Genomic DNA, 18,054 nt, shown 5'->3' on the forward strand with positions numbered 1-18,054 from the left:
AACCTCCGGAAACTCCCGGATAAAATTCAGTCAACCAACGGCCAAAGAACACATTGTTTTTTGGCCGTTTTTGCATATATTGCGCCGCAACGCGCAGGGCGCCCGGTCTGATATGGCCGGGCTTCCTTTTTGGGCGGAAAGCGCCCCGTTTCCAGTCTTCCAGCGTTGTTTCGAGAAGAGGTCCCGGTCCGACCGGCGAGATCGCGCTTAACCCATTGTTCGACCGCAAAGAAGCTCACTCATGAATCTTCGTAACGTTGCCATCATCGCCCACGTCGACCACGGCAAGACAACCCTGGTCGACAAGCTCCTCCAGCAGTCCGGCACGTTCCGCGAAAACCAGAAGCTGACGGATCGCGCCATGGACTCCAACGACCTGGAGCGCGAGCGCGGCATCACCATCCTGGCCAAGGCCGCCTCGGTGCAGTGGAAGGACACCCGCATCAACATCGTCGACACGCCCGGCCACGCCGATTTCGGCGGCGAGGTCGAGCGCATCCTCAACATGGTGGACGGCGCCCTGGTACTGGTCGACGCCGCCGAAGGCCCGCTGCCGCAGACCAAGTTCGTGGTCTCCAAGGCGCTCAAGGTCGGTCTCAAGCCGATCGTCGTCATCAACAAGGTCGACCGTCCCGACGCGCGCCCGACCGAAGTCATCAACGAGGTGTTCGACCTGTTCGCCGCGCTGGACGCCAGCGAGGAGCAGCTCGACTTCCCGATCCTCTACGGGTCGGCCAAGCAGGGCTGGATGGCCGAGAGCCCGGAGGGTCCCAAGGACAAGGGCATGGAGCCGCTGTTCGACCTGATCCTGCGCCACGTCGCGGCGCCCAAGGTGGAGGAAGGTCCGTTCCGGATGATCGGCACCATCCTGGAGGCCAACCCCTATCTCGGCCGCATCATCACCGGCCGTATCTCGTCGGGCGTGCTGAAGCCGAACCAGCAGGTCAAGGTGCTGAATGCCGAGGGCAAGCTGGTCGAGTCCGGGCGTATCACCAAGATCCTGGCCTTCCGCGGCCTCGAGCGCACGCCGCTCGATGAAGCCGAAGCCGGCGACATCGTTGCCATTGCCGGCCTGACCAAGGGGACCGTCGCCGACACATTCTGCGATCCGACCGTCGAGGTGCCGCTGCCGGCGCAGCCGATCGATCCGCCGACCGTGTCGATGTCGTTCATCGTCAACAACTCCCCGCTCGCCGGCACCGAAGGCGACAAGGTGACGAGCCGCATGATCCGCGACCGCCTGCTGCGCGAGGCGGAAGGCAATGTCGCGCTGCGCGTGGTCGAGGCCGCCGACAAGGACGCGATGGAAGTCTCGGGCCGCGGCGAATTGCAGCTCGCGATCCTGATCGAGACCATGCGCCGTGAAGGCTTCGAGCTCTCGGTGTCGCGTCCGCGCGTCGTCTACCAGAAGGACGAGGCCACCGGAGCCACGATGGAGCCGATCGAGGAGGTCGTGATCGACGTCGACGAGGAGCACTCCGGCGTTGTCGTGCAGAAGATGAGCGAGCGCAAGTCCGAGCTGATCGAGATGAAGCCCTCCGGCGGCAACCGCCAGCGCCTGGTGTTCTACGCGCCCACCCGCGGCCTGATCGGCTACCAGGGCGAACTCCTCACCGACACCCGCGGCACGGCGATCATGAACCGCCTGTTCCACGGCTATGCCCCGTACAAGGGCGAGATCCAGGGCCGCCGCAACGGCGTGCTGATCTCCAACGACCAGGGCGAAGCGGTGGCCTACGCCATGTTCAAGCTGGAAGACCGCGGCCCGATGATGATCGAGCCGGGCTGGAAGGTCTACAAGGGCATGATCGTCGGCGAGCACACCCGCGACAACGATCTCGAGATCAACGTGCTCAAGGGCAAGCAGCTCACCAACATCCGCACCACCTCGAAGGACGAAGCCGTGCGCCTGACGCCGCCGATCCGCATGACGCTGGAAAAGGCGCTCGCCTATATCGAGGACGACGAGCTGGTCGAGGTCACCCCGAAGTCGATCCGCCTGCGCAAGAAGCACCTCGACCCGAACGAGCGCAAGCGCGCCGAAAAGGCCAAGGAAGCGGTGGCGTAAGCCGCCGCTCTCACTCACTGTCATGCCCCGGCTCGACCGGGGCATCCAGCACTGTAGCGTAGGTGGGCAAAGCGCAGCGTGCCCACCATTTCTAGGGTAATCGCCAAAACAGGTGGCACCAGCGCAAGGGTGCTGTGCCTCCCGACGAACTTAGTCCCGGACCGGATAGGAACACGATCGCGTGGGCAGCTTTAGCCCCTGCGGGGAACGTGCTAGAGCCGGACCATGAGTTCCCTTCCTTCCTTCGTCGATGTCGCGATCATCGGAGCCGGCGCGGCCGGGCTGGGCGCTGCGCATGCGCTGAAGGACACAGGACTCTCCGCCATCGTGCTTGAAGCGCGCGATCGCCTCGGCGGCCGCGCATGGACGGTGCAGGCCTCGCTTGAGGTGACATTCGATGTCGGCTGCGGCTGGCTTCACTCGGCCGACAAGAATTCTTTCGTCGCAATCGCCAAGCGGCTCGGTTTCGAGATCAACACGGACCTGCCGCCCTGGGGCGACCGCGCCTTTGGCGATGCGTTTCCGGAAGCCGAGCGCAAGGCGTTCGTGCAGGCCATCGACGAATTCTACGAGCGCATCTGGGAGGCGGCGGAGCAGGGTGAGGATGCACCTGCCTCCTTCTATCTCGAGCCGGGCAATCGCTGGAATCCGATGATCGACGCGATCTCGACCTACGTGAACGGGTGCGAGCTCGACCAAGTCTCGCTCCTCGACATGGAGGCCTACGAGGACACCTATTTCAATTGGCGCGTGCGCGCCGGTTACGGGACGCTGATCGCCGCCTATGGCGCGCCGTGCCCGGTCGCACTGAACTGCAACGTCACGCTGATCGACCATTCCGGCAAGCGCATCCGCCTCGAGACGTCGCGCGGAACGGTCGAGGCCGAGGCCGTGATCGTCACCGTGCCGACCAATCTGATCGCCGACGAGGCCATCCGCTTCTCTCCGGCGCTGCCCGTCAAGGTCGATGCCGCGCGCGGCCTGCCGCTCGGCGTCGACGACAAGGTGACGCTGGCGCTCGACGGCGCCGAAGCCTTTCCGGTCGAGGGAAACCTCCGTGGCGCCACCATGCGCACGGAGATGGGCACCTACCACATCCGTCCCTTCGGCCAGCCCTGCATCGACGGCTTCTTCGGAGGCCGGTTCGCGCGCGAGCTGGAAGATGCGGGCGAGGGTGCCTTCGCCGCCCAGAGCATCGACGAGATCGCCGCCTTCCTCGGCAATGACATCAGGCGCAAGCTGAGGCCGTTGCGCGAATCGCGCTGGGCGCACGATCCGTTCGCCCGCGGCTCCTATTCGCACGCGCTGCCGGGCCATGCCGGTGATCGCGCCGTGCTGGCCGCGCCGGTCGACGGCCGGCTGTTCTTTGCCGGCGAGGCCACATCGCCGAATTTCTTCTCGACCGCCCATGGCGCGAGAGACAGCGGCGAGCGGGCGGCGAAGGAAGCTTTGGTCGTCCTGGGCACGGCGCGCCCGCGATGACGCGCTACTCGATCACCCGCGCCCGCAGATCAGCATCAGGCACGAAGCATGCGTCGTACCTTCCGAAGATGCGATAGCGGTTGCGCGCGACGAGGCCGTAGGCGGCGTCTCGCAGCGGCTTTGGGATCGCAAACAAGGCGCGCACCCAACCCCATCCCGGCAACAGCGACAGCACGGTCAGCGCGGCATCCGACTTCGTGAAGACCTCGCCGCCATGAACCACCGCGTTGGTGTCGGGATCATCGGGATCGATGCCGAATTCGCTCGCCAACCGCGTTCCATAGTCCGACTGGATCGGCGTGAAACGAAACCTCTTCCCGATGTCGCGCTTCGCAACGAACCGGACCCAGCGCGAGCAGAAGATGCAGACGCCGTCGAACAGGATCACGTCGTCGTCGGGCCACTTGCTCATCAGCGGTTGTCCAGCATCAGGAGCGCGACGACCATCAGCACGATCGCCGGTCCCGTTTTCACCAGCGCGCCGAGGGGCTCGACCCACAGGTCGGGCGTCAGGATCGCCGCGCCCACCATATAGCCAAGCGAGGCGACGATGCCCGCAATCAACCCAAAGGCAGCGGTACGCCGGAAGGCGATCAGGAGGCCGATGCTCATGTCCATCAGGCTGGTGCCGATGGTGATGGGATCGACCAGCGCGGGCGGAAAGTTATGCGCGCTCAAGATGGCGGCGGCGGCCGGATAGGACACGAACAGTGCGATGAAGCCGGAGACGAGCCAGAAACCGACCAGGCTCGCGAAGATCAGGGCCTTGATCAGAAACAGGCGCGCGAACCATTTGTCCTGGATGGTGGCGGGATGGCGCCCGAGCACATCAGTCAGCTTCTTCGGCGTGATCCCCGTCGCAGCGATCCATGCGGAGGGATCGCCCGCCACGCCGCGACGGAGTTCGGCGATGGCCGTCGAGCGCATCGGCGGCATCCAGCCGAGATGACTGGCAAGATCCCCGAGACGTGCGCCTAGATCGAGCATGAAAGCCGGCATCCCGATGCGAGGCCATCCTTCGGTGCCAAATGCGACACGAAATGTCTTGATGACCCCGGCCATGCTAACCGGTTCGGCTTGCATCAGGTCCCAGCTTACCGCTGTCAGCGAGGCGTCGTCGATGTCGCGTGCTGCGAGCCAGGCGATGGTCGCGGAGATATCCTCGATCGCCACCGGTTGGAATGGCGTTGCCATTTCTCTTGCCGGTAAATCGATGGGGAAGGCAGCAAGGGCGCGGAGCATGGCGCTGCCGCCATAGGCCGATGGCGCAACCACGAAGCCGGGTCGCAGGATCGCATGAGGAATGCCACTGGCTGCGATCAGGTGCTCGCCCTCGCGCTTGGTCGTGGCGAAGGCGGTACGATCGGCTTTCGCGGAACCTGGAATCGATATGTGCACCAACCGGATTGCACGACTACTGTCGCTGATCGCCTGAAGCAGCCGCGCGACGAGGTCGCGATGCACAGCGCCCGTGTTGCTGCCCGGTCCATCCTGGAGCACGCCGAGGCAGTTTACGACGACGCTTACCGTATTCTCGTTCAGGAGACGCGTCAGCGCGGCGGCATCCAGCGAAAGGATCGGCAGCTCCAGGTCCAGCGCGCTCATCCTCTGCGCCGCAGACAGCCTGCGTGCCATGCCGACAACGCGAAAGCCGCGTTCGCGCAGATCATCGGTGAGGAAGCGGCCGATCAGGCCGGAGGCGCCGAGCACCAGGATGGTTTGCTCACTCATCGCTTCTCTCAGAACGGTTTTGCGATCATCAGCCACAGGATCAGCATGGTTGCCCCAAAGCCGGGGAAGCCGAACACAAACCAGCGGCGGAACAGGACGAAATAGCGGTGTGGGAGTGTACCATGCTGGGCGGCGGCCCTGCGCGCGAGATCGCGCATCTCGATCTGCATGTAGACGACCGGGATCCAGAACAGGCCTGCAAAGACATAGAGCGCGAGCGATGTGAGCAGCCAGTGTTCGGTGATCGACGTGGCGGAGAGGGCCATCAGCAGGCCCCCCGTGATCGGCTGCAGGATCACAGCCGACAGCGTGAACATCGCATCCGCAATCACGACGACCGAGGCGGTTCGGGCGATGAACGCCACGTCGGCCGTGCGATGCGCCATCAGCATGAAGAAGGCGATGCCGGTTCCTGTGCCGAGGATGACGATGGCGCCGAGCACATGAAGAAACTTGACCAGGAAATACAGCGTCATGGCTTCTTGGTCGCCACAGGCCTGGGCGGATTCAGGGCCCGCGCGAGTTCGCTGCTTGCGGCTTTTACCCCGGCGTCGGTTTCGATCATCCAGTGGCCCTCGCTGCCCACGGCCGGCAGCGCGCGAAACTCGGCGTTGCCGCCGCTGCCGCGGAACGCATCAACCAGTCTCTGCGAGAAGGCCGGCGTGAAATAGCTGTCATTGCCTGCAACGAGCCATGTAAAGGGAATCCGCGCCGCCTTTCCGAACTCAGCTGCGGCGGCGAGCAGCCTGTCCGGCGCGCAGATTCGGGTCGGCTCATCATCGGCATGGCCGCCGCGCCCCGGCGCAAACACTGCGATCGCGGAGATCGCCTTCGGATCGGCCTTGGCGAGCGCCAGCGCACCCCATCCCCCCGCGGAATGGCCGATCACGATCGCGGCGTCCTTGCGGATGAAATCCTGTTTTTGCAGATGGTCCAGCGCAAGCTTGATTGCGTTGGCCGTGGCGCGGCCCGAGCCTGCGTAATCGGCCTCGTCGCAGCCGCCCTGATCCTCGAGATAGCGGCCGCCGGTCGCGCCATGGCCGGGCCGCTCCGGCACCAAGACGGCAAAGCCACGCGCAACGAGGTGGGCGGCGAGCGGGCGGTATTCCGGCTGCGGCATTTGCGCGCGACGCAGCGCATTCTGCGTCGAGGCGTGCGCGATCACCACGAGGCGGAACGGACCTGGTCCGGTGGGGCGAAACAGCAGGGCACGCGCAGCAACGCCGGTGTCCGGTGACGGCACAAGCCAGTCTTGACGACGTAACGGTTCGCTCTCCGCGCCCGATGGCCCGAACGCGACCTGTGCGCCCAGAGGTAGCGCAGTCAGCAAGGCCAGCAGTGGCAGGAGCGCGATGGTATTGAGGAGCCGCATGAATTGCCAGGGACGCACGCGAACAGCGACCCGCAGCCTAGTAGGAACGAATCATTCTTGGTGGACTTTCTGCGAAGCCATGGCCGTTCGTTCGCGGCCGTAACGGAGTTTTGCACCGGCCCTCGCCCCGCCATTGCCCATTGCAACGGCGGCCTGTCCTCTTTCGGTACAACATGGTCATAATACTGATGCAGAAAATCCACAGGTTAACCGATAATTAACGATAGGTCTTGCCGCCGGCGCGGCGACTTGGTTTGATCGCGTCCATGAGCACAACCCTGATCGAGGTTCGGCCGGCCAAAGCTGCAGATGCAACTGCGGTGGCGTCGACCCATGACGAAGCCTGGCGTTCGGCCTATCAGGGCATCATCCCCGGCGCCGAGCTGGAGAAGCTGATCAATCGCCGCGGTCCGCAGTGGTGGGACAGCGCGATTCGCAAGGGCAGCCGCGTCAGCGTGCTGGTGTTCGGTGACAAGATCGCCGGCTACGCCAATTACGGCCGCAACCGGGCCCGCAGCCTGCATTTCGACGGCGAGATTTACGAGCTTTACCTGCGGCCCGAGTTTCAAGGCCTCGGCTTCGGCCGCCGCCTGTTCGCGGCCGCCCGCCGCGACCTCATGCAGAGCGGGTTGAAGAGCATGGTGGTGTGGGCGCTCTCGGACAACGATCCGGCGACCGAGTTCTACCGGACCTTGGGCGGCCGCATGGTGGCGCGCTCTTCCGAGCGGTTCGGGCCGAAGGCGCTCGACAAGGTTGCCTTCGCCTGGACCAATTAAGCTGCTGAAATCCTGCCGGGCGGCGTTCCCCGTCCGTCGATACCGCCGCCTCTCGCGCCGGTGATCGCTGGATTCATTATTTCACAAGAACGCGATGGATCAACGGGCCAAGCCCGCGTATGACAGCGCCAAAATCGCTGCCGGGCGCGATTGGTCCTCGGCAACAACGGAGCCTTGAATGCGTATCGATGCGGTCTCGATCGGGAAAAACGTACCCCAGGACGTCAATGTCATCATTGAAGTCCCCGTTGGCGGCGAACCGATCAAGTATGAGATGGACAAGGAGGCCGGCACGCTGGTGGTCGACCGCTTCCTCTACACGCCGATGCGCTACCCCGGTAATTACGGCTTCATCCCGCACACACTGTCGGACGACGGCGATCCCTGCGACGTGCTGATCATCAACACCCGCGCCATCATCCCCGGCGCCGTCATGAGCGTGCGCCCGGTCGGCGTCCTGTTCATGGAAGACGAGGCCGGCGGCGACGAGAAGATCCTGGCGGTGCCGTCGTCCAAGCTGACGCAGCGCTATGACAAGGTGAAGAGCTATTCCGACTTGCCGGATATCACGCTCCAGCAGATCCAGCACTTCTTCGAGCACTACAAGGATCTCGAAAAGGGCAAGTGGGTGAAGATCCTGCGCTGGGGCGGCCCGGAGGACGCGCACAGGCTCATCCTCGAAGGCATGGACCGCGAGAAGAAGAAAAAGGGCTGAAGCCTATCGTCATTCCCGGGCGCGCGAAGCGCGAACCCGGAATCCAGATGTTTGTGGCTCGAGATTCCGGGTTCGGCTCTGCGAGCCGCCCCGGAATGACACTCACTTACACCGCCGGCTTCGCCAGCCCCGCGATCGCACACGCCGCACGCAGCGTATTCACCAAGAGGCACGCGACCGTCATCTGGCCGACGCCGCCCGGCACCGGCGTGATGGCACCGGCCACTTCGAGCGCTTCCTGATAGGCGACGTCGCCGACGAGGCGCGTCTTGCCGTCCTCCTTCGGGATGCGATTGATGCCGACATCGATCACGGTCGCGCCCGGCTTCAGCCAATCGCCGCGCACCATCTCGGGCCTCCCGACCGCGGCATAGACGAGGTCCGCCTTCTTCACGAGCCCGGGCAGGTCGCGCGAGCGCGAATGCGCGATCGTCACGGTGGCGTTCTCGTTCAGCAGCAATTGCACCAGCGGACGGCCGACCAGGTTGGAGCGGCCGATGACGATCGCGTTCATGCCTTCGAGCGATGCGTGCACGCTCTTGGTCAGGATGATGCAGCCGAGCGGCGTGCAGGGCGACAGCGCCTCGAAGCCGCCGGCGAGCCGGCCGGCATTGTTCGGGTGCAGGCCATCGACGTCCTTGGCGGGGTCGATGGCGTTGATCACGGCCTCGGTGTTCAGCCCCTTCGGCAGCGGCAATTGTACGAGAATGCCGTGCACGGCGGGATCGCGGTTGAGCTTGGCGACCAGCGCCAGCAGGTCTGCCTGCGAGACGTCGGCCGGCAGCTTGTGCTCGAACGAGGCCATGCCCGCGGCCTGGGTCTGGGTATGTTTGGAGCGGACATAAACCTCGCTGGCGGGGTCGTTGCCGACCAGCACGACCGCAAGGCCCGGCACCAGATCGTGCTCGCGCTTGACGCGGGTCACCTCGTCGGCGACGCGCGCCCGAAGCTCCGCGGCGATCACTTTTCCATCGATGATTTGGGCCGTCATGTCAGTTCCTCAGTCCGTCGATTTGGGCGCCGCAGATTTGAGTTGGACGAGCTGGCGCAGGGCTTCTCCGAGCCGCGCCGGGTCGCCATCGACCGCGATCTGCTTCAGCCGCGAGGTGGCCCCGGACAGCAACCTGACGCTGGCCTTGGGTACGCCGAGCGATTTCGCCAGCAGCACCAAAACCGCCTTGTTGGCCTCGCCGCCATCGGCGATGGCGCGCACCCGCACCTTGAGCACGCTGCGGCCATCCGACAATTGCTCGATCCCATCGATGTCGTCGCGTCCGCCGCGCGGCGTCACCCGTAGCGCGATGCTGAGTCCTGCGGCCGAGTAACGCCAGGGTTCTCTGGAAGCCTCTTTCGCAACCAAGGCGCTCCAGCCTGCTCAGACAACGTTGGGGTAGACGTAGTACAGGATCACCCGCTCGATGAACATGATGATCAGGATCAGGATGATCGGCGAGATGTCGAGACCGCCGAGGCTGGGCAGGAAATTGCGAATCGGTGCCAGCAGCGGCTCGGTGATCCGGTACAGGAACTCCGCCACCGCCGAAACGAACTGGTTGCGGGTGTTCACCACGTTGAAGGCGATCAGCCAGGACAGGATCGCGGAGGCGATCAGCAGCCAGACATAGAGGTCGAGCACGATGATGACGATGTCGAGAACGGCACGCATGGCTATTGAAGACTCTGGCTATGAAAACTCAGGCTGCGATCGGGATTGACGCCTTTTGCTAGATATCGGTTCCGTCAGGTCCAAACAAGGGAAGTCGGCGCCAGGACGGCTAAAACCGGGTGACACCCGTCCTTGACTTGACCTTGGCGGGGACTTAAATGGCGCCCGGTTGTCGGCCGCGTTCACCAGAGCGGCCAGCAAAGGGGCCATAGCTCAGCTGGGAGAGCGCGTCGTTCGCAATGACGAGGTCGGCGGTTCGATCCCGCCTGGCTCCACCACGCTTCGCTCGGTTCGCGAGCTTCGGCTGGGCAAGCCTAGGGAAGTCCCTCGTAGCGAAGTGAGCGAAGGCTGTCCCGCCATAGCCCGAAGGGCGACGGCGGACCTTCTCCGTAGAACCCCCTACCTCCCCGTAAACCTCGGCGGCCGCTTCTCCATGAAGCTCGCCACGCCTTCCCTGAAATCGCTGCCGGCCAGCGCCACCATCATCTCCCTGTTGGCCTCGATCGTCGCCTCGGCGAGGGTCTGGAACGGCACCTCGTAGAGCTGGCGCTTGATCACGGCCATCGCGCTCGGCGAGACGAAATCGGCGAGGTCGCGTGCATAGGCATAGGTCTCCTCGCGCAGCATCGTAGGCGAAGAAAGCCGGTTCACTAGCCCGATCCGCAGCGCCTCCTCGCTCGACACGCGCCTCGCCGAGAGCAGCAGATCCATTGCATGGGCGTGGCCGACGATGCGCGGCAGCATCCAGCTGATGCCGTGCTCGGCGATCAGGCCGCGCCGCGCAAAGGCGGTGGTGAACACGGTGTTGTCGGCGGCAAAGCGCAGATCGCAATAGAGCGCGTGGACGAGGCCGATGCCGGCCGTGGCGCCATTGAGCATGGCGATCACGGGCTTCTTGATCGAAGGGTAATAGCCGTAGCGCGTCTGCCAATCCGGCCGGCGGTTCATGTCGAATGGCGGCAGGTTCGAGGCGCGCCTGACGTCGTCGGGGTCGAGCCCCTTCAGCGCGTCCATATCGGCGCCGGCGCAGAAGGCCCGGCCCGCGCCGGTGAGCACGATGACACGGACATTGTCGTCGGCGTTCGACGTCTCCATCGCGTGACGCACGTCGCGCTCCATGACCGGCGTCCAGGCGTTCATGCGATCCGGGCGGTTGAGCGTGATGGTCGCGATCTTGTCGCTCACCTCATAGAGAATGTGTTCGTAGGCCACGGCGCTCTCCCTTGTCGGCCGGCACGCATTGGTGCCGTGCTCGTTGGCGGAGAGCCTAGCATATCCAGCGAAGGGGCAAGGACTTGCGTGGAGGCGCGATCACTCGGCGGCTTGCGCCAGCACCGGCCGGCGCGCCAGCCAGCCGCCGATGAAATGATCGAGCCAGGCGCGTTCGGCAGCATCATAGACGGCACGATCCGCGAAATGATGGTGCCGCTGCCGCGCACCGGGCGCGCTGAAGCCGTCATAGCCGCGCGTGGTCCAGCGGCACATCATCGCGTAGGTCACGTCGGGGTGGAACTGCACGCCGAAAGCATTGCCGGCACGGAACGCCTGCACCGGAAAATCATCGCCTTCGGCGAGTAACTCGGCGCCTTCAGGCAGCTCGAATCCCTCGCGATGCCAGTGATAGACCTGCGCCGGCCAATGCGGGCAGAGCGCATGCCCCGCGGCGGTCGGCCTGATCGGGTAGTAGCCGATCTGGGTCAACGCGCGCGCATGCGGCGCGACGCGGGCCCCGAGCTGCATCGCCAGCATCTGCGCCCCCAGGCAGATGCCGAGCAAGGGCCGCTGCTCGCGGAGCGGAATTTCGATCCAGTCGATCTCGCGGCGGATGTAGTCGTCGGAATCGTTGGCGCTCATCGGGCCGCCGAAGATCACGGCGCCGGCATGCCGATCGAGCGTCTCGGGCAAGGGATCGCCGAAGCGCGGACGGCGGATGTCGAGGCGATGGCCGAGCGCGCGCAGCGCATTGCCGACGCGGCCCGGTGTCGAGCATTCCTGATGCAGCACGATCAGAACCGGCCGCCGGGTTTCAGGGGCGGCCGCGCTCTGCGCCCTCCGTGGGAAGGCGACCACCTCTGCGCCACCAAACCTGTCCGTGCGGAACGACATGGCCTCTGCGAGTGCTATCGGTTCAGGCCGCCAGCATAGCTAAGCGACGGTTAACATCGTGTGAGTTGGCGCACACACGCACGGCTCTTGAAGCAAGCTCCGGGCCATTCCGGGTGCGGAGGGCGGTCTCAGCGCCTCTGCCGCTGGAACCGGCTGGTGGCGGCGAGGATGAAGCCGCGCGGGAAGAAACGCAGCGCGAACGGCACGATCTTGATGCCGAGACCCGGCAGCACTGCCCGTTTGTTGGCCATCAGGCCGCGATACGCCTCCTGCGCAACTTCAGTGGCAGAGACGTTGAGAAGGGCCGTATCATGTTCCGATCCGACGCGCGCGCGGGCCTGGAATTCGGTCGGCACCGGGCCCGGGCAGAGCACGGTGACGCGGACGCCGTGCGGCGCGAGCTCCGCCCGCAACGCTTCGGTCAAGGAGATCACATAGGCCTTGGACGCGTAGTAGACGGCCATGCCGGGCCCGGGCAGGAAGCCTGCGACCGATCCGACATTGAGCAGGCCGCCCTTGTTCCTGATGAGCTGATCGGCAAATCGCAGCGACAGGTCCGTCAGGGCCCGGACGTTGACGTCGACGATGCCGAGCTGCTCGGTGCGATCGCACTCGATGGCATCGCCGAACACGCCGAAGCCGGCATTGTTGACGAGATGATCGAGCTCAACGCCTTCGGCGGCGAGCGCTGCCGCGATGGTTTCGCCGGCATCGCGTTGCTCGAGATCGCAGGCGATCACGATCGGCTTCTTGCCGCCCTTGGCAGCGAGCTCGCTTGCGAGCGCTTCGAGCCGATCCGCACGTCTCGCCGTCAATGCGAGGCGATGTCCATTGGCGGCAAACACGCGCGCCAGCTCCACCCCGATGCCGGCCGAGGCACCAGTAATCAGCGTTACCCGCTCAACCACGTCCAACTCTCTCGAATTCAACTCTTCCCGCCCCGGCAACGACGGAACGAGAGCATAGGCCGTGCGCAACAGGCAAGCCGCATTGGCAGCATGGCGGCTTGAGCAGAACGACAGGCCGTGCCGAAAACCGTTGATTTGCAGGGCAGTGCGACGCGGGTGTCGAATAGATTAAAGTTTCTTCATGTGCCTGGAGACCACGAGTGCCCGAGCGAGCGCTGTCAGCCGCCGACGGCGCTATCCCTGACCTGTCCACCGGCACGCTCTGCAACGGCGTGCTTCAGCTCGATCCGGTCGCGCTGGGAAATGCCGAGCAGGTCGGATGCGCGCCAGACGACGTTGTCCTCGAACTCGGTGACCTGGCCGTCGGCATAGACCAGCTCCCACATCATTTGAACGATGCGCTTGCGGCCCTCTTCGTCGAGCGAGCGCATGATGACGCTGGTGAAGCGATAGAGATCGACCGCATCGCCTTCGACCTCCGTGGCGTCCGCGATCAGGCGATCCGCGGTGCCGCGGTCCAGTCCGAAATGACTCTCGATCAGGCCATGCAGCTTGCGCTGCTCGGCTGCGGTCGGCTGGCCGTCCAGCGAAACCACGTGAATCAGCAGCGCCGTGGCCGCGAGCCGGTAATCGCTTTCGCCGAATGCGCGGGTCTGGTCGTGAGGAGCAACAATGTCGGTGATGAATTGGCGCAAGCCGTCCAGCATGAGGTCCTACCGAGATTGATGACGCCGCAACGAGCGCGGCCGTTACCACCATTATATGAGCGGGAAACCCAACCGGCGCAACGTGCGTCAGTTCCGCGCGCCGCATTACGTTTCGGCAATCTGGGCACGGTCATTCCGGGGCGATGGGCCCGGAATCTCGAGTTTCTCAGGTACGCAATGGCGCACCATGGCTCGCGCTGCGCGCGCCCCGGAATGACGAAAGATGCCTCACGGTATCTCGTACACCACCATCTTGTCGGCGATGCCGCGCAGCGCGGCCTGCTTCTGGATCGGCTTGATCGCGCGTTGCTCGAGCACCTCGGCCACGGCGGGAGCGTCCAGCACCGGACCGGTGATGTGAATTTCCTGCGCGGTCGACAGGCTCTGCACGCGCGCGGCGATGTTGACGGTCTGGCCGAAATAATCCTGCCGCTCGTTGAGCATCACCGCAAGGCAGGGGCCTTCGTGGATACCGATCTTGACGATGAGATCGTCGGTGCCACGCTGACTGTTGAGGTCGTCCATCGCCGTACGCATCCGCAGCCCTGCGACGATCGCGTCCTCGGGACGGATGAAGGTCGCCATCACGGCATCGCCGATCGTCTTCACGACCGCGCCTTTCTGCGAAGAGATGATCTCGAGCAGCGCGTGAAAATGCGCGCGCACGAGATCGAAGGCGGCGAGATCGCCGACCCGCTCGTAGAGAGCCGTCGATCCCTTGAGATCCGTGAACAGAAAGGTCAGAGACGTGATCTGGAGCCGCTGGTCGATGCTGAGATTGTCGGCTTTGAACACATCACGAAAGGTCTGGTTCGACAGCATCCGCTTGGCCGTGAGGAACGGCTTCCGCTTGCCGATCAGGTGATGGAGCGCTTCGGCCGCGACGAACACCGACGGCAGGACGCGTGTGCTCGCCTGATTCTGGAACGTCAGGCTGACCGGGCCGGGACGCAGGCTGATCGTCTGTGTCAGCGTCGGTTCGGTGGCGTAGGCGATCGAGAGTTCCTGGGGTTCCGCGGCCGGATCGCCCTGGACATCGATGAACAGGGCAGCGTGCGTGATCGGCTCGAAGATGATGATGAATTCCCTTGGCAGGGTGAGCGAAACCGTCGCCGTTTGACCCTGAGGCAGCTCGCGAGATTCGAGCGCCACCTCGCCGGCCAACGTTTCAACGGATTCATCAGTGAAGTCGACGCCGGAACTCCAATAGACCTGCTTGTAATATTCCCACACCGGAAGCGTATCGGGATCATGCGCCGCTATGCGCCTGACGCGCGGGTTCACCGTGAAGGACACCTCGACCTGGTCGTCGACGGAGGCCTTGTAGGCGCAGGCGCACAGCGCGCAGTGATAATCGTCCGGCCTGAGCCCCTTCAGGGTCGAATGCGCCCCCAGCACGCCGCCGCATCCCGGACACAGCACGTTCCAGCCCAGATCGAACAGGCCGAGCCGGGCCGAATGCAGAAAGCCCGATATGGCCAGCTCCTCGTCGAGACCATGCAATCTCGAGAAGTCGATGACATTCACGCGATTGAGCTGGTGGTCCTCGCCGTGGTCGATGAGGTGCTGAATCGCATCAACCACCTTTTCATCGGCGGTTTGTTTCAAAACGGCAAACTGGGCCCGGACATCGCTCATGGCGCAACTCTATAGGGGGGAATGGCGCCATCGGCCAGACGGGGCGGCGTCACCGCCGCGTGATACGGAACATCGGTGAGTGGTCGGGCTGCGTCGTGACGACGCCGAGCGGGATCACGGCAGGCGCGGTGTCGGCGAGCTCGACACGGAATGCGCCGATCAGCCGCGCCAGCGCCAGCACGGATTCGGCCTGGGCAAACGGTGCGCCGATGCAGACGCGGGGGCCCGCGCCGAACGGCAGGTAAGCGAAACGATCGGGCGCCTCTTTCGACAGGAAGCGCTTTGGAATGAACGCGTTCGGCTGGTCCCACAGCTTCTCGTGCCGGTGCAGCAGCCATGGCGCGATCATGATGATGTCGCCCTTGCCGATCTCGACGCCGGCCGCGTTGTCCTTGTCGCGCGCGGCACGCGCGACAAGGAAGGCCGGCGGATAGAGCCGCATGGTCTCCTCGGTCACCGCGCGGGTGAATTTCTGCCGGTCGATGTCGGCCATGCTGTCGAGGTGCTCGCCGCGCGCCTCTGACGCCACTTCCTCCTGCGTGTCGGGATCGAGCGCCAGCAGATAGAGCGCCCAGAACAGCGCGGTCGCCGTGGTCTCGTGGCCCGCGAGGATCATGGTCGCGACCTCGTCGACGAGCTGTTCGTCGGAAAAGCCCTTGCCGGTCTCGGGATCGCGCGCCTCGTCCATGAGATCGAACAGATCGCGTGGCGGCGCGCCATCCTTCTTGCCCATCGCGCGCCGTTCGGCGATCAGCATGGCGACGAACGCGGTCCAGCGCTTGCGGAACCGGGCGCGGGCGAAATCCATCGGGCTCGGCCATGACACAGGCAACAGCATGTCGAGGAAGTAAGGCCGTCCCAGCCGCGCGGCATATTCCATGATGAAGTTGCGCAAGGTCGCGCCGTGGCGGTCCATGCCGAACGAGAACATCGTGCGCCCGGCGATCTCGAGCGTCATGCGCTGCATGACCTCGCGCAGGTCGACCGGCTCGCCGGTTCGCGCTTCGAGCATGGCGATGGTCTCGTCGAGCACCGCCGTCATGTGCGGGACCAGATTGACCGTGGCGCGCGGCGTGAAGGCCGGCGCCAGGGTGCGGCGCTGAAATGTCCAGGAATGGCCTTCGGCGATCAGCAGGCCGTCGCCGAGCACGGGGCGCAGCATGCGGATGCCGGCCGGCGTGCGCGTGTAGTTCTCGTAATTGCTGAGCAGGACGTGCCGGATCGCATCGGGCCGGTTCAGGATGAAACTGTTGCGAAAGAAGAAGCGGCCCGGGATGACGTCTTCCTCATAGGCGCGCTGTCCCCAGGTCGCGATCATGTTCTGCCTGACAACCGCGAGTCGGGCGAAGAACGACATGTCGTCGGGCGCGCGCGGAGGGGCCGGAGGGATGATGGGCCGACGCACGCTGGCGATATTCATGGCTCTCTCCCGCAGCTGTGACGCAGGCCAATAGCTAGTAAGTCATTTCGGCAATGGCAATCCGGTTCTCGGAAGCGGGCCAGGCCCGTGCCACGATCCGCTCCTCGCCGAATTGGGCCACTATGTTACGCCCAACCTCGCTGGCGGGAAGGCGCAGGGTTGCTGCCGCATCCGTGGGCACGCCCGGCTTGACGTCGGCCGGCTCCTTGCCGTCGAACAGCACCACGTCCCGCGGCAGGCCGAAATAGCCGCGCGGCCGCGACATGATCGCGACCGCCCCGGCGTCCTTGTCCGCCGGCCCGAGCGGGCGCGCCGGCCGCAGATGCACTACGTCGGACGAGCGCGGGAACGGCGAGCGGTAGATGTGCGTCGTCGGCGCACCGGGCGAGGCCAGGACGAATTCGAGCGACCAGGCAGGATCGACCTGTGCAGTGCCCCAGCGCCCGTCGGAACCTGTCTTCGAGCTGTGCACCGCACCACCCTTGCGCTCACCGGTGTCGGGATCGACACGGAAGATATCGACGGTTGCACCCGCGACGGGACGGTTGGTCGGCACGCCGCCGGGCGTGCCCGAAACGAGGCCACTCAAGGTCACGCTGGTCTCCGGCACGATCGCGATGCGCGTGGGTTCGCGGCCGGAGATGAACTTGTAGATTTCGCGGAACGCACGCGGATGGAACGCCACCTCGCGATGGTCGAGCGCGCCGAGCACGAGGTTGGTGGCGCCCTTCAGCTCCGGCCCTTCGGCCGTGACGTTGGTCGGCGTGCTGGGCTTGCCGATGAAGCGGCCGTCGGGTTGCGCGAATTTGTCCATTCCGTCGCTGCGCAGCGTGAGGAAGGCGACGCCAGGCGTCACCTCGCTCTCGCCCTCGTTCAGGCCGCGCAGGAAAATGCCGCGGCCGTTGAACTCGTTGTTGGGCTGGTCGTCGGTCGCGAACACACCGTGATTGGGCGTGCCGCACAGCACGGCGTGGCTGACATCGCCGGCACCACCGTTCTTGATGACGTTGCGGATGGCATAGCCGCCGCGCGAGCTGCCGACCAGCGCCACGCGGGATGCGCCCGTGCGGCGCTTCAGCTCAGTGATGGCGGCGGCAAGCTCGCGGCGCTGGTCCTCGGTCGAGGAACGGTTCGCCTGCTCGATTTTGTCGTCGCTCCGCGCCAACGGATCAGTGAAATTGATCGCCATCATGCGCTCGCGCGCGATGCCGTTCGATTCCATCCGCCAAAGCGTCGTCATCCAGAGCGCGTCATAGTCGCCATTGCCGTGAACGAACAGGATCGGCGGCAGCTCGGCGCCGGGGGCGGCGGGCGCGGTCTGGGCGAATGCCCCGATCCGCAAGCTCGCAACCGCGAAAGGCAAAGCACCGGCGCCTTGCAGGATCGTCCGTCGCGACAACTTCATCAGTTCCTCCCGGCAAGACCCGCCTCTTTGCACCGGTTATAGCGGCCTAACCACTGGACA

The 18,054-nt window shown here is 64.9% G+C and carries 18 protein-coding genes and 1 tRNA gene; 5 read left to right on the plus strand and 14 right to left on the minus strand.

Annotated elements, in window-relative coordinates; genetic code table 11:
- The first annotated feature begins 241 nt into the window (after positions 1-241).
- Positions 242-2,068, plus strand: a complete 1,827-nt coding sequence (gene typA / locus AC3WLX_RS31810; RefSeq protein WP_492338913.1) for a translational GTPase TypA — start codon at positions 242-244, stop codon at positions 2,066-2,068.
- Between the two features lie 225 nt (positions 2,069-2,293).
- Positions 2,294-3,550 (plus strand): flavin monoamine oxidase family protein, encoded by a 1,257-nt coding sequence (locus AC3WLX_RS31815; RefSeq protein WP_492338914.1) that lies wholly within the window; start codon positions 2,294-2,296, stop codon positions 3,548-3,550.
- Between the two features lie 4 nt (positions 3,551-3,554).
- On the opposite strand, the gene AC3WLX_RS31820 is transcribed toward AC3WLX_RS31815, so the two are convergent.
- Genes AC3WLX_RS31820 through AC3WLX_RS31835 form a run of 4 tightly spaced genes read right to left on the minus strand, consistent with a single transcriptional unit; the run spans position 3,555 to position 6,653 of the window.
- Positions 3,555-3,962: a thiol-disulfide oxidoreductase DCC family protein gene (locus tag AC3WLX_RS31820; RefSeq protein ID WP_492338915.1), complete on the minus strand. Its 408-nt coding sequence runs from the start codon at positions 3,960-3,962 to the stop codon at positions 3,555-3,557.
- Positions 3,962-5,281, minus strand: a complete 1,320-nt coding sequence (locus AC3WLX_RS31825) for an SDR family oxidoreductase (protein WP_492338916.1) — start codon at positions 5,279-5,281, stop codon at positions 3,962-3,964. Before AC3WLX_RS31825 ends, AC3WLX_RS31820 begins: the two co-directional genes overlap by 1 nt.
- Before the next feature lie 8 nt (positions 5,282-5,289).
- Positions 5,290-5,757 (minus strand): DUF2269 family protein, encoded by a 468-nt coding sequence (locus tag AC3WLX_RS31830; protein WP_492338917.1) that lies wholly within the window; start codon positions 5,755-5,757, stop codon positions 5,290-5,292.
- Complete coding sequence (locus AC3WLX_RS31835) at positions 5,754-6,653, minus strand: alpha/beta hydrolase family protein (protein ID WP_492338918.1); 900 nt, start codon at positions 6,651-6,653, stop codon at positions 5,754-5,756. The genes AC3WLX_RS31830 and AC3WLX_RS31835 overlap by 4 nt, the downstream gene beginning before the upstream one ends.
- Before the next feature lie 266 nt (positions 6,654-6,919).
- Here AC3WLX_RS31835 and AC3WLX_RS31840 point away from each other — a divergent pair, with 266 nt between their 5' ends.
- Together AC3WLX_RS31840 and ppa are read left to right on the plus strand one after the other, a co-directional pair.
- Positions 6,920-7,429, plus strand: a complete 510-nt coding sequence (locus tag AC3WLX_RS31840; protein ID WP_291620748.1) for a GNAT family N-acetyltransferase — start codon at positions 6,920-6,922, stop codon at positions 7,427-7,429.
- A 178-nt stretch (positions 7,430-7,607) separates the two neighbouring features.
- Complete coding sequence (ppa, locus tag AC3WLX_RS31845; RefSeq protein ID WP_492338919.1) at positions 7,608-8,144, plus strand: inorganic diphosphatase; 537 nt, start codon at positions 7,608-7,610, stop codon at positions 8,142-8,144.
- Between the two features lie 106 nt (positions 8,145-8,250).
- On the opposite strand, the gene folD is transcribed toward ppa, so the two are convergent.
- Genes folD through AC3WLX_RS31860 form a run of 3 tightly spaced genes read right to left on the minus strand, consistent with a single transcriptional unit; the run spans position 8,251 to position 9,810 of the window.
- Positions 8,251-9,135 carry a bifunctional methylenetetrahydrofolate dehydrogenase/methenyltetrahydrofolate cyclohydrolase FolD gene (folD, locus tag AC3WLX_RS31850; RefSeq protein WP_492338920.1) on the minus strand — a complete coding sequence of 295 codons (885 nt, stop codon included), beginning with the start codon at positions 9,133-9,135 and terminating at the stop codon, positions 8,251-8,253.
- Between the two features lie 9 nt (positions 9,136-9,144).
- Positions 9,145-9,504 (minus strand): DUF167 domain-containing protein, encoded by a 360-nt coding sequence (locus tag AC3WLX_RS31855; protein WP_492338921.1) that lies wholly within the window; start codon positions 9,502-9,504, stop codon positions 9,145-9,147.
- A 15-nt stretch (positions 9,505-9,519) separates the two neighbouring features.
- Entirely contained in the window at positions 9,520-9,810 is a 291-nt protein-coding gene (locus AC3WLX_RS31860) for a YggT family protein (RefSeq protein WP_291626624.1), read from the minus strand.
- Positions 9,811-10,012: 202 nt separating this feature from the next.
- On the opposite strand from AC3WLX_RS31860, the gene AC3WLX_RS31865 reads away from it, so the two are divergent.
- A tRNA-Ala gene (locus AC3WLX_RS31865) sits at positions 10,013-10,088 on the plus strand.
- A gap of 121 nt (positions 10,089-10,209) precedes the next feature.
- Here AC3WLX_RS31865 and AC3WLX_RS31870 read toward each other — a convergent pair.
- The 7 genes from AC3WLX_RS31870 to AC3WLX_RS31900 all read right to left on the minus strand — a co-directional run bounded on the left by AC3WLX_RS31870 (position 10,210) and on the right by AC3WLX_RS31900 (position 17,994).
- Positions 10,210-11,022: an enoyl-CoA hydratase gene (locus AC3WLX_RS31870; protein WP_492338922.1), complete on the minus strand. Its 813-nt coding sequence runs from the start codon at positions 11,020-11,022 to the stop codon at positions 10,210-10,212.
- A gap of 99 nt (positions 11,023-11,121) precedes the next feature.
- Positions 11,122-11,916 carry a glutamine amidotransferase gene (locus tag AC3WLX_RS31875; RefSeq protein ID WP_492338923.1) on the minus strand — a complete coding sequence of 265 codons (795 nt, stop codon included), beginning with the start codon at positions 11,914-11,916 and terminating at the stop codon, positions 11,122-11,124.
- A 128-nt stretch (positions 11,917-12,044) separates the two neighbouring features.
- Positions 12,045-12,824: an SDR family NAD(P)-dependent oxidoreductase gene (locus AC3WLX_RS31880; RefSeq protein ID WP_492338924.1), complete on the minus strand. Its 780-nt coding sequence runs from the start codon at positions 12,822-12,824 to the stop codon at positions 12,045-12,047.
- A gap of 218 nt (positions 12,825-13,042) precedes the next feature.
- Positions 13,043-13,531, minus strand: a complete 489-nt coding sequence (locus tag AC3WLX_RS31885) for a tellurite resistance TerB family protein (RefSeq protein ID WP_291626616.1) — start codon at positions 13,529-13,531, stop codon at positions 13,043-13,045.
- A 228-nt stretch (positions 13,532-13,759) separates the two neighbouring features.
- A complete protein-coding gene (locus AC3WLX_RS31890) occupies positions 13,760-15,169 on the minus strand; it encodes an adenylate/guanylate cyclase domain-containing protein (protein ID WP_492338925.1) in 1,410 nt (469 codons plus the stop codon).
- 49 nt (positions 15,170-15,218) lie between these two features.
- Positions 15,219-16,589 (minus strand): cytochrome P450, encoded by a 1,371-nt coding sequence (locus AC3WLX_RS31895; RefSeq protein WP_492338926.1) that lies wholly within the window; start codon positions 16,587-16,589, stop codon positions 15,219-15,221.
- A gap of 34 nt (positions 16,590-16,623) precedes the next feature.
- Entirely contained in the window at positions 16,624-17,994 is a 1,371-nt protein-coding gene (locus AC3WLX_RS31900; RefSeq protein WP_492338927.1) for a hydrolase, read from the minus strand.
- Positions 17,995-18,054 lie beyond the last annotated feature (60 nt).

The sequence above is a fragment of the Bradyrhizobium sp. FW305-F6 genome, assembly GCF_058782905.1.

Bases quoted from the DNA above. Each gene is read 5' to 3' on its own strand.
- AC3WLX_RS31890 (WP_492338925.1), bottom strand. From the start codon at position 15,169: ATGAGCGATGTCCGGGCCCAGTTTGCCGTTTTGAAACAAACCGCCGAT.
- AC3WLX_RS31860 (WP_291626624.1), bottom strand. From the start codon at position 9,810: ATGCGTGCCGTTCTCGACATCGTCATCATCGTGCTCGACCTCTATGTC.
- AC3WLX_RS31895 (WP_492338926.1), bottom strand. From the start codon at position 16,589: ATGAATATCGCCAGCGTGCGTCGGCCCATCATCCCTCCGGCCCCTCCG.
- AC3WLX_RS31820 (WP_492338915.1), bottom strand. From the start codon at position 3,962: ATGAGCAAGTGGCCCGACGACGACGTGATCCTGTTCGACGGCGTCTGC.
- ppa (WP_492338919.1), top strand. From the start codon at position 7,608: ATGCGTATCGATGCGGTCTCGATCGGGAAAAACGTACCCCAGGACGTC.
- AC3WLX_RS31875 (WP_492338923.1), bottom strand. From the start codon at position 11,916: ATGTCGTTCCGCACGGACAGGTTTGGTGGCGCAGAGGTGGTCGCCTTC.
- AC3WLX_RS31830 (WP_492338917.1), bottom strand. From the start codon at position 5,757: ATGACGCTGTATTTCCTGGTCAAGTTTCTTCATGTGCTCGGCGCCATC.
- AC3WLX_RS31840 (WP_291620748.1), top strand. From the start codon at position 6,920: ATGAGCACAACCCTGATCGAGGTTCGGCCGGCCAAAGCTGCAGATGCA.
- AC3WLX_RS31825 (WP_492338916.1), bottom strand. From the start codon at position 5,281: ATGAGTGAGCAAACCATCCTGGTGCTCGGCGCCTCCGGCCTGATCGGC.
- AC3WLX_RS31835 (WP_492338918.1), bottom strand. From the start codon at position 6,653: ATGCGGCTCCTCAATACCATCGCGCTCCTGCCACTGCTGGCCTTGCTG.
- AC3WLX_RS31885 (WP_291626616.1), bottom strand. From the start codon at position 13,531: ATGCTGGACGGCTTGCGCCAATTCATCACCGACATTGTTGCTCCTCAC.
- folD (WP_492338920.1), bottom strand. From the start codon at position 9,135: ATGACGGCCCAAATCATCGATGGAAAAGTGATCGCCGCGGAGCTTCGG.
- typA (WP_492338913.1), top strand. From the start codon at position 242: ATGAATCTTCGTAACGTTGCCATCATCGCCCACGTCGACCACGGCAAG.
- AC3WLX_RS31815 (WP_492338914.1), top strand. From the start codon at position 2,294: ATGAGTTCCCTTCCTTCCTTCGTCGATGTCGCGATCATCGGAGCCGGC.
- AC3WLX_RS31900 (WP_492338927.1), bottom strand. From the start codon at position 17,994: ATGAAGTTGTCGCGACGGACGATCCTGCAAGGCGCCGGTGCTTTGCCT.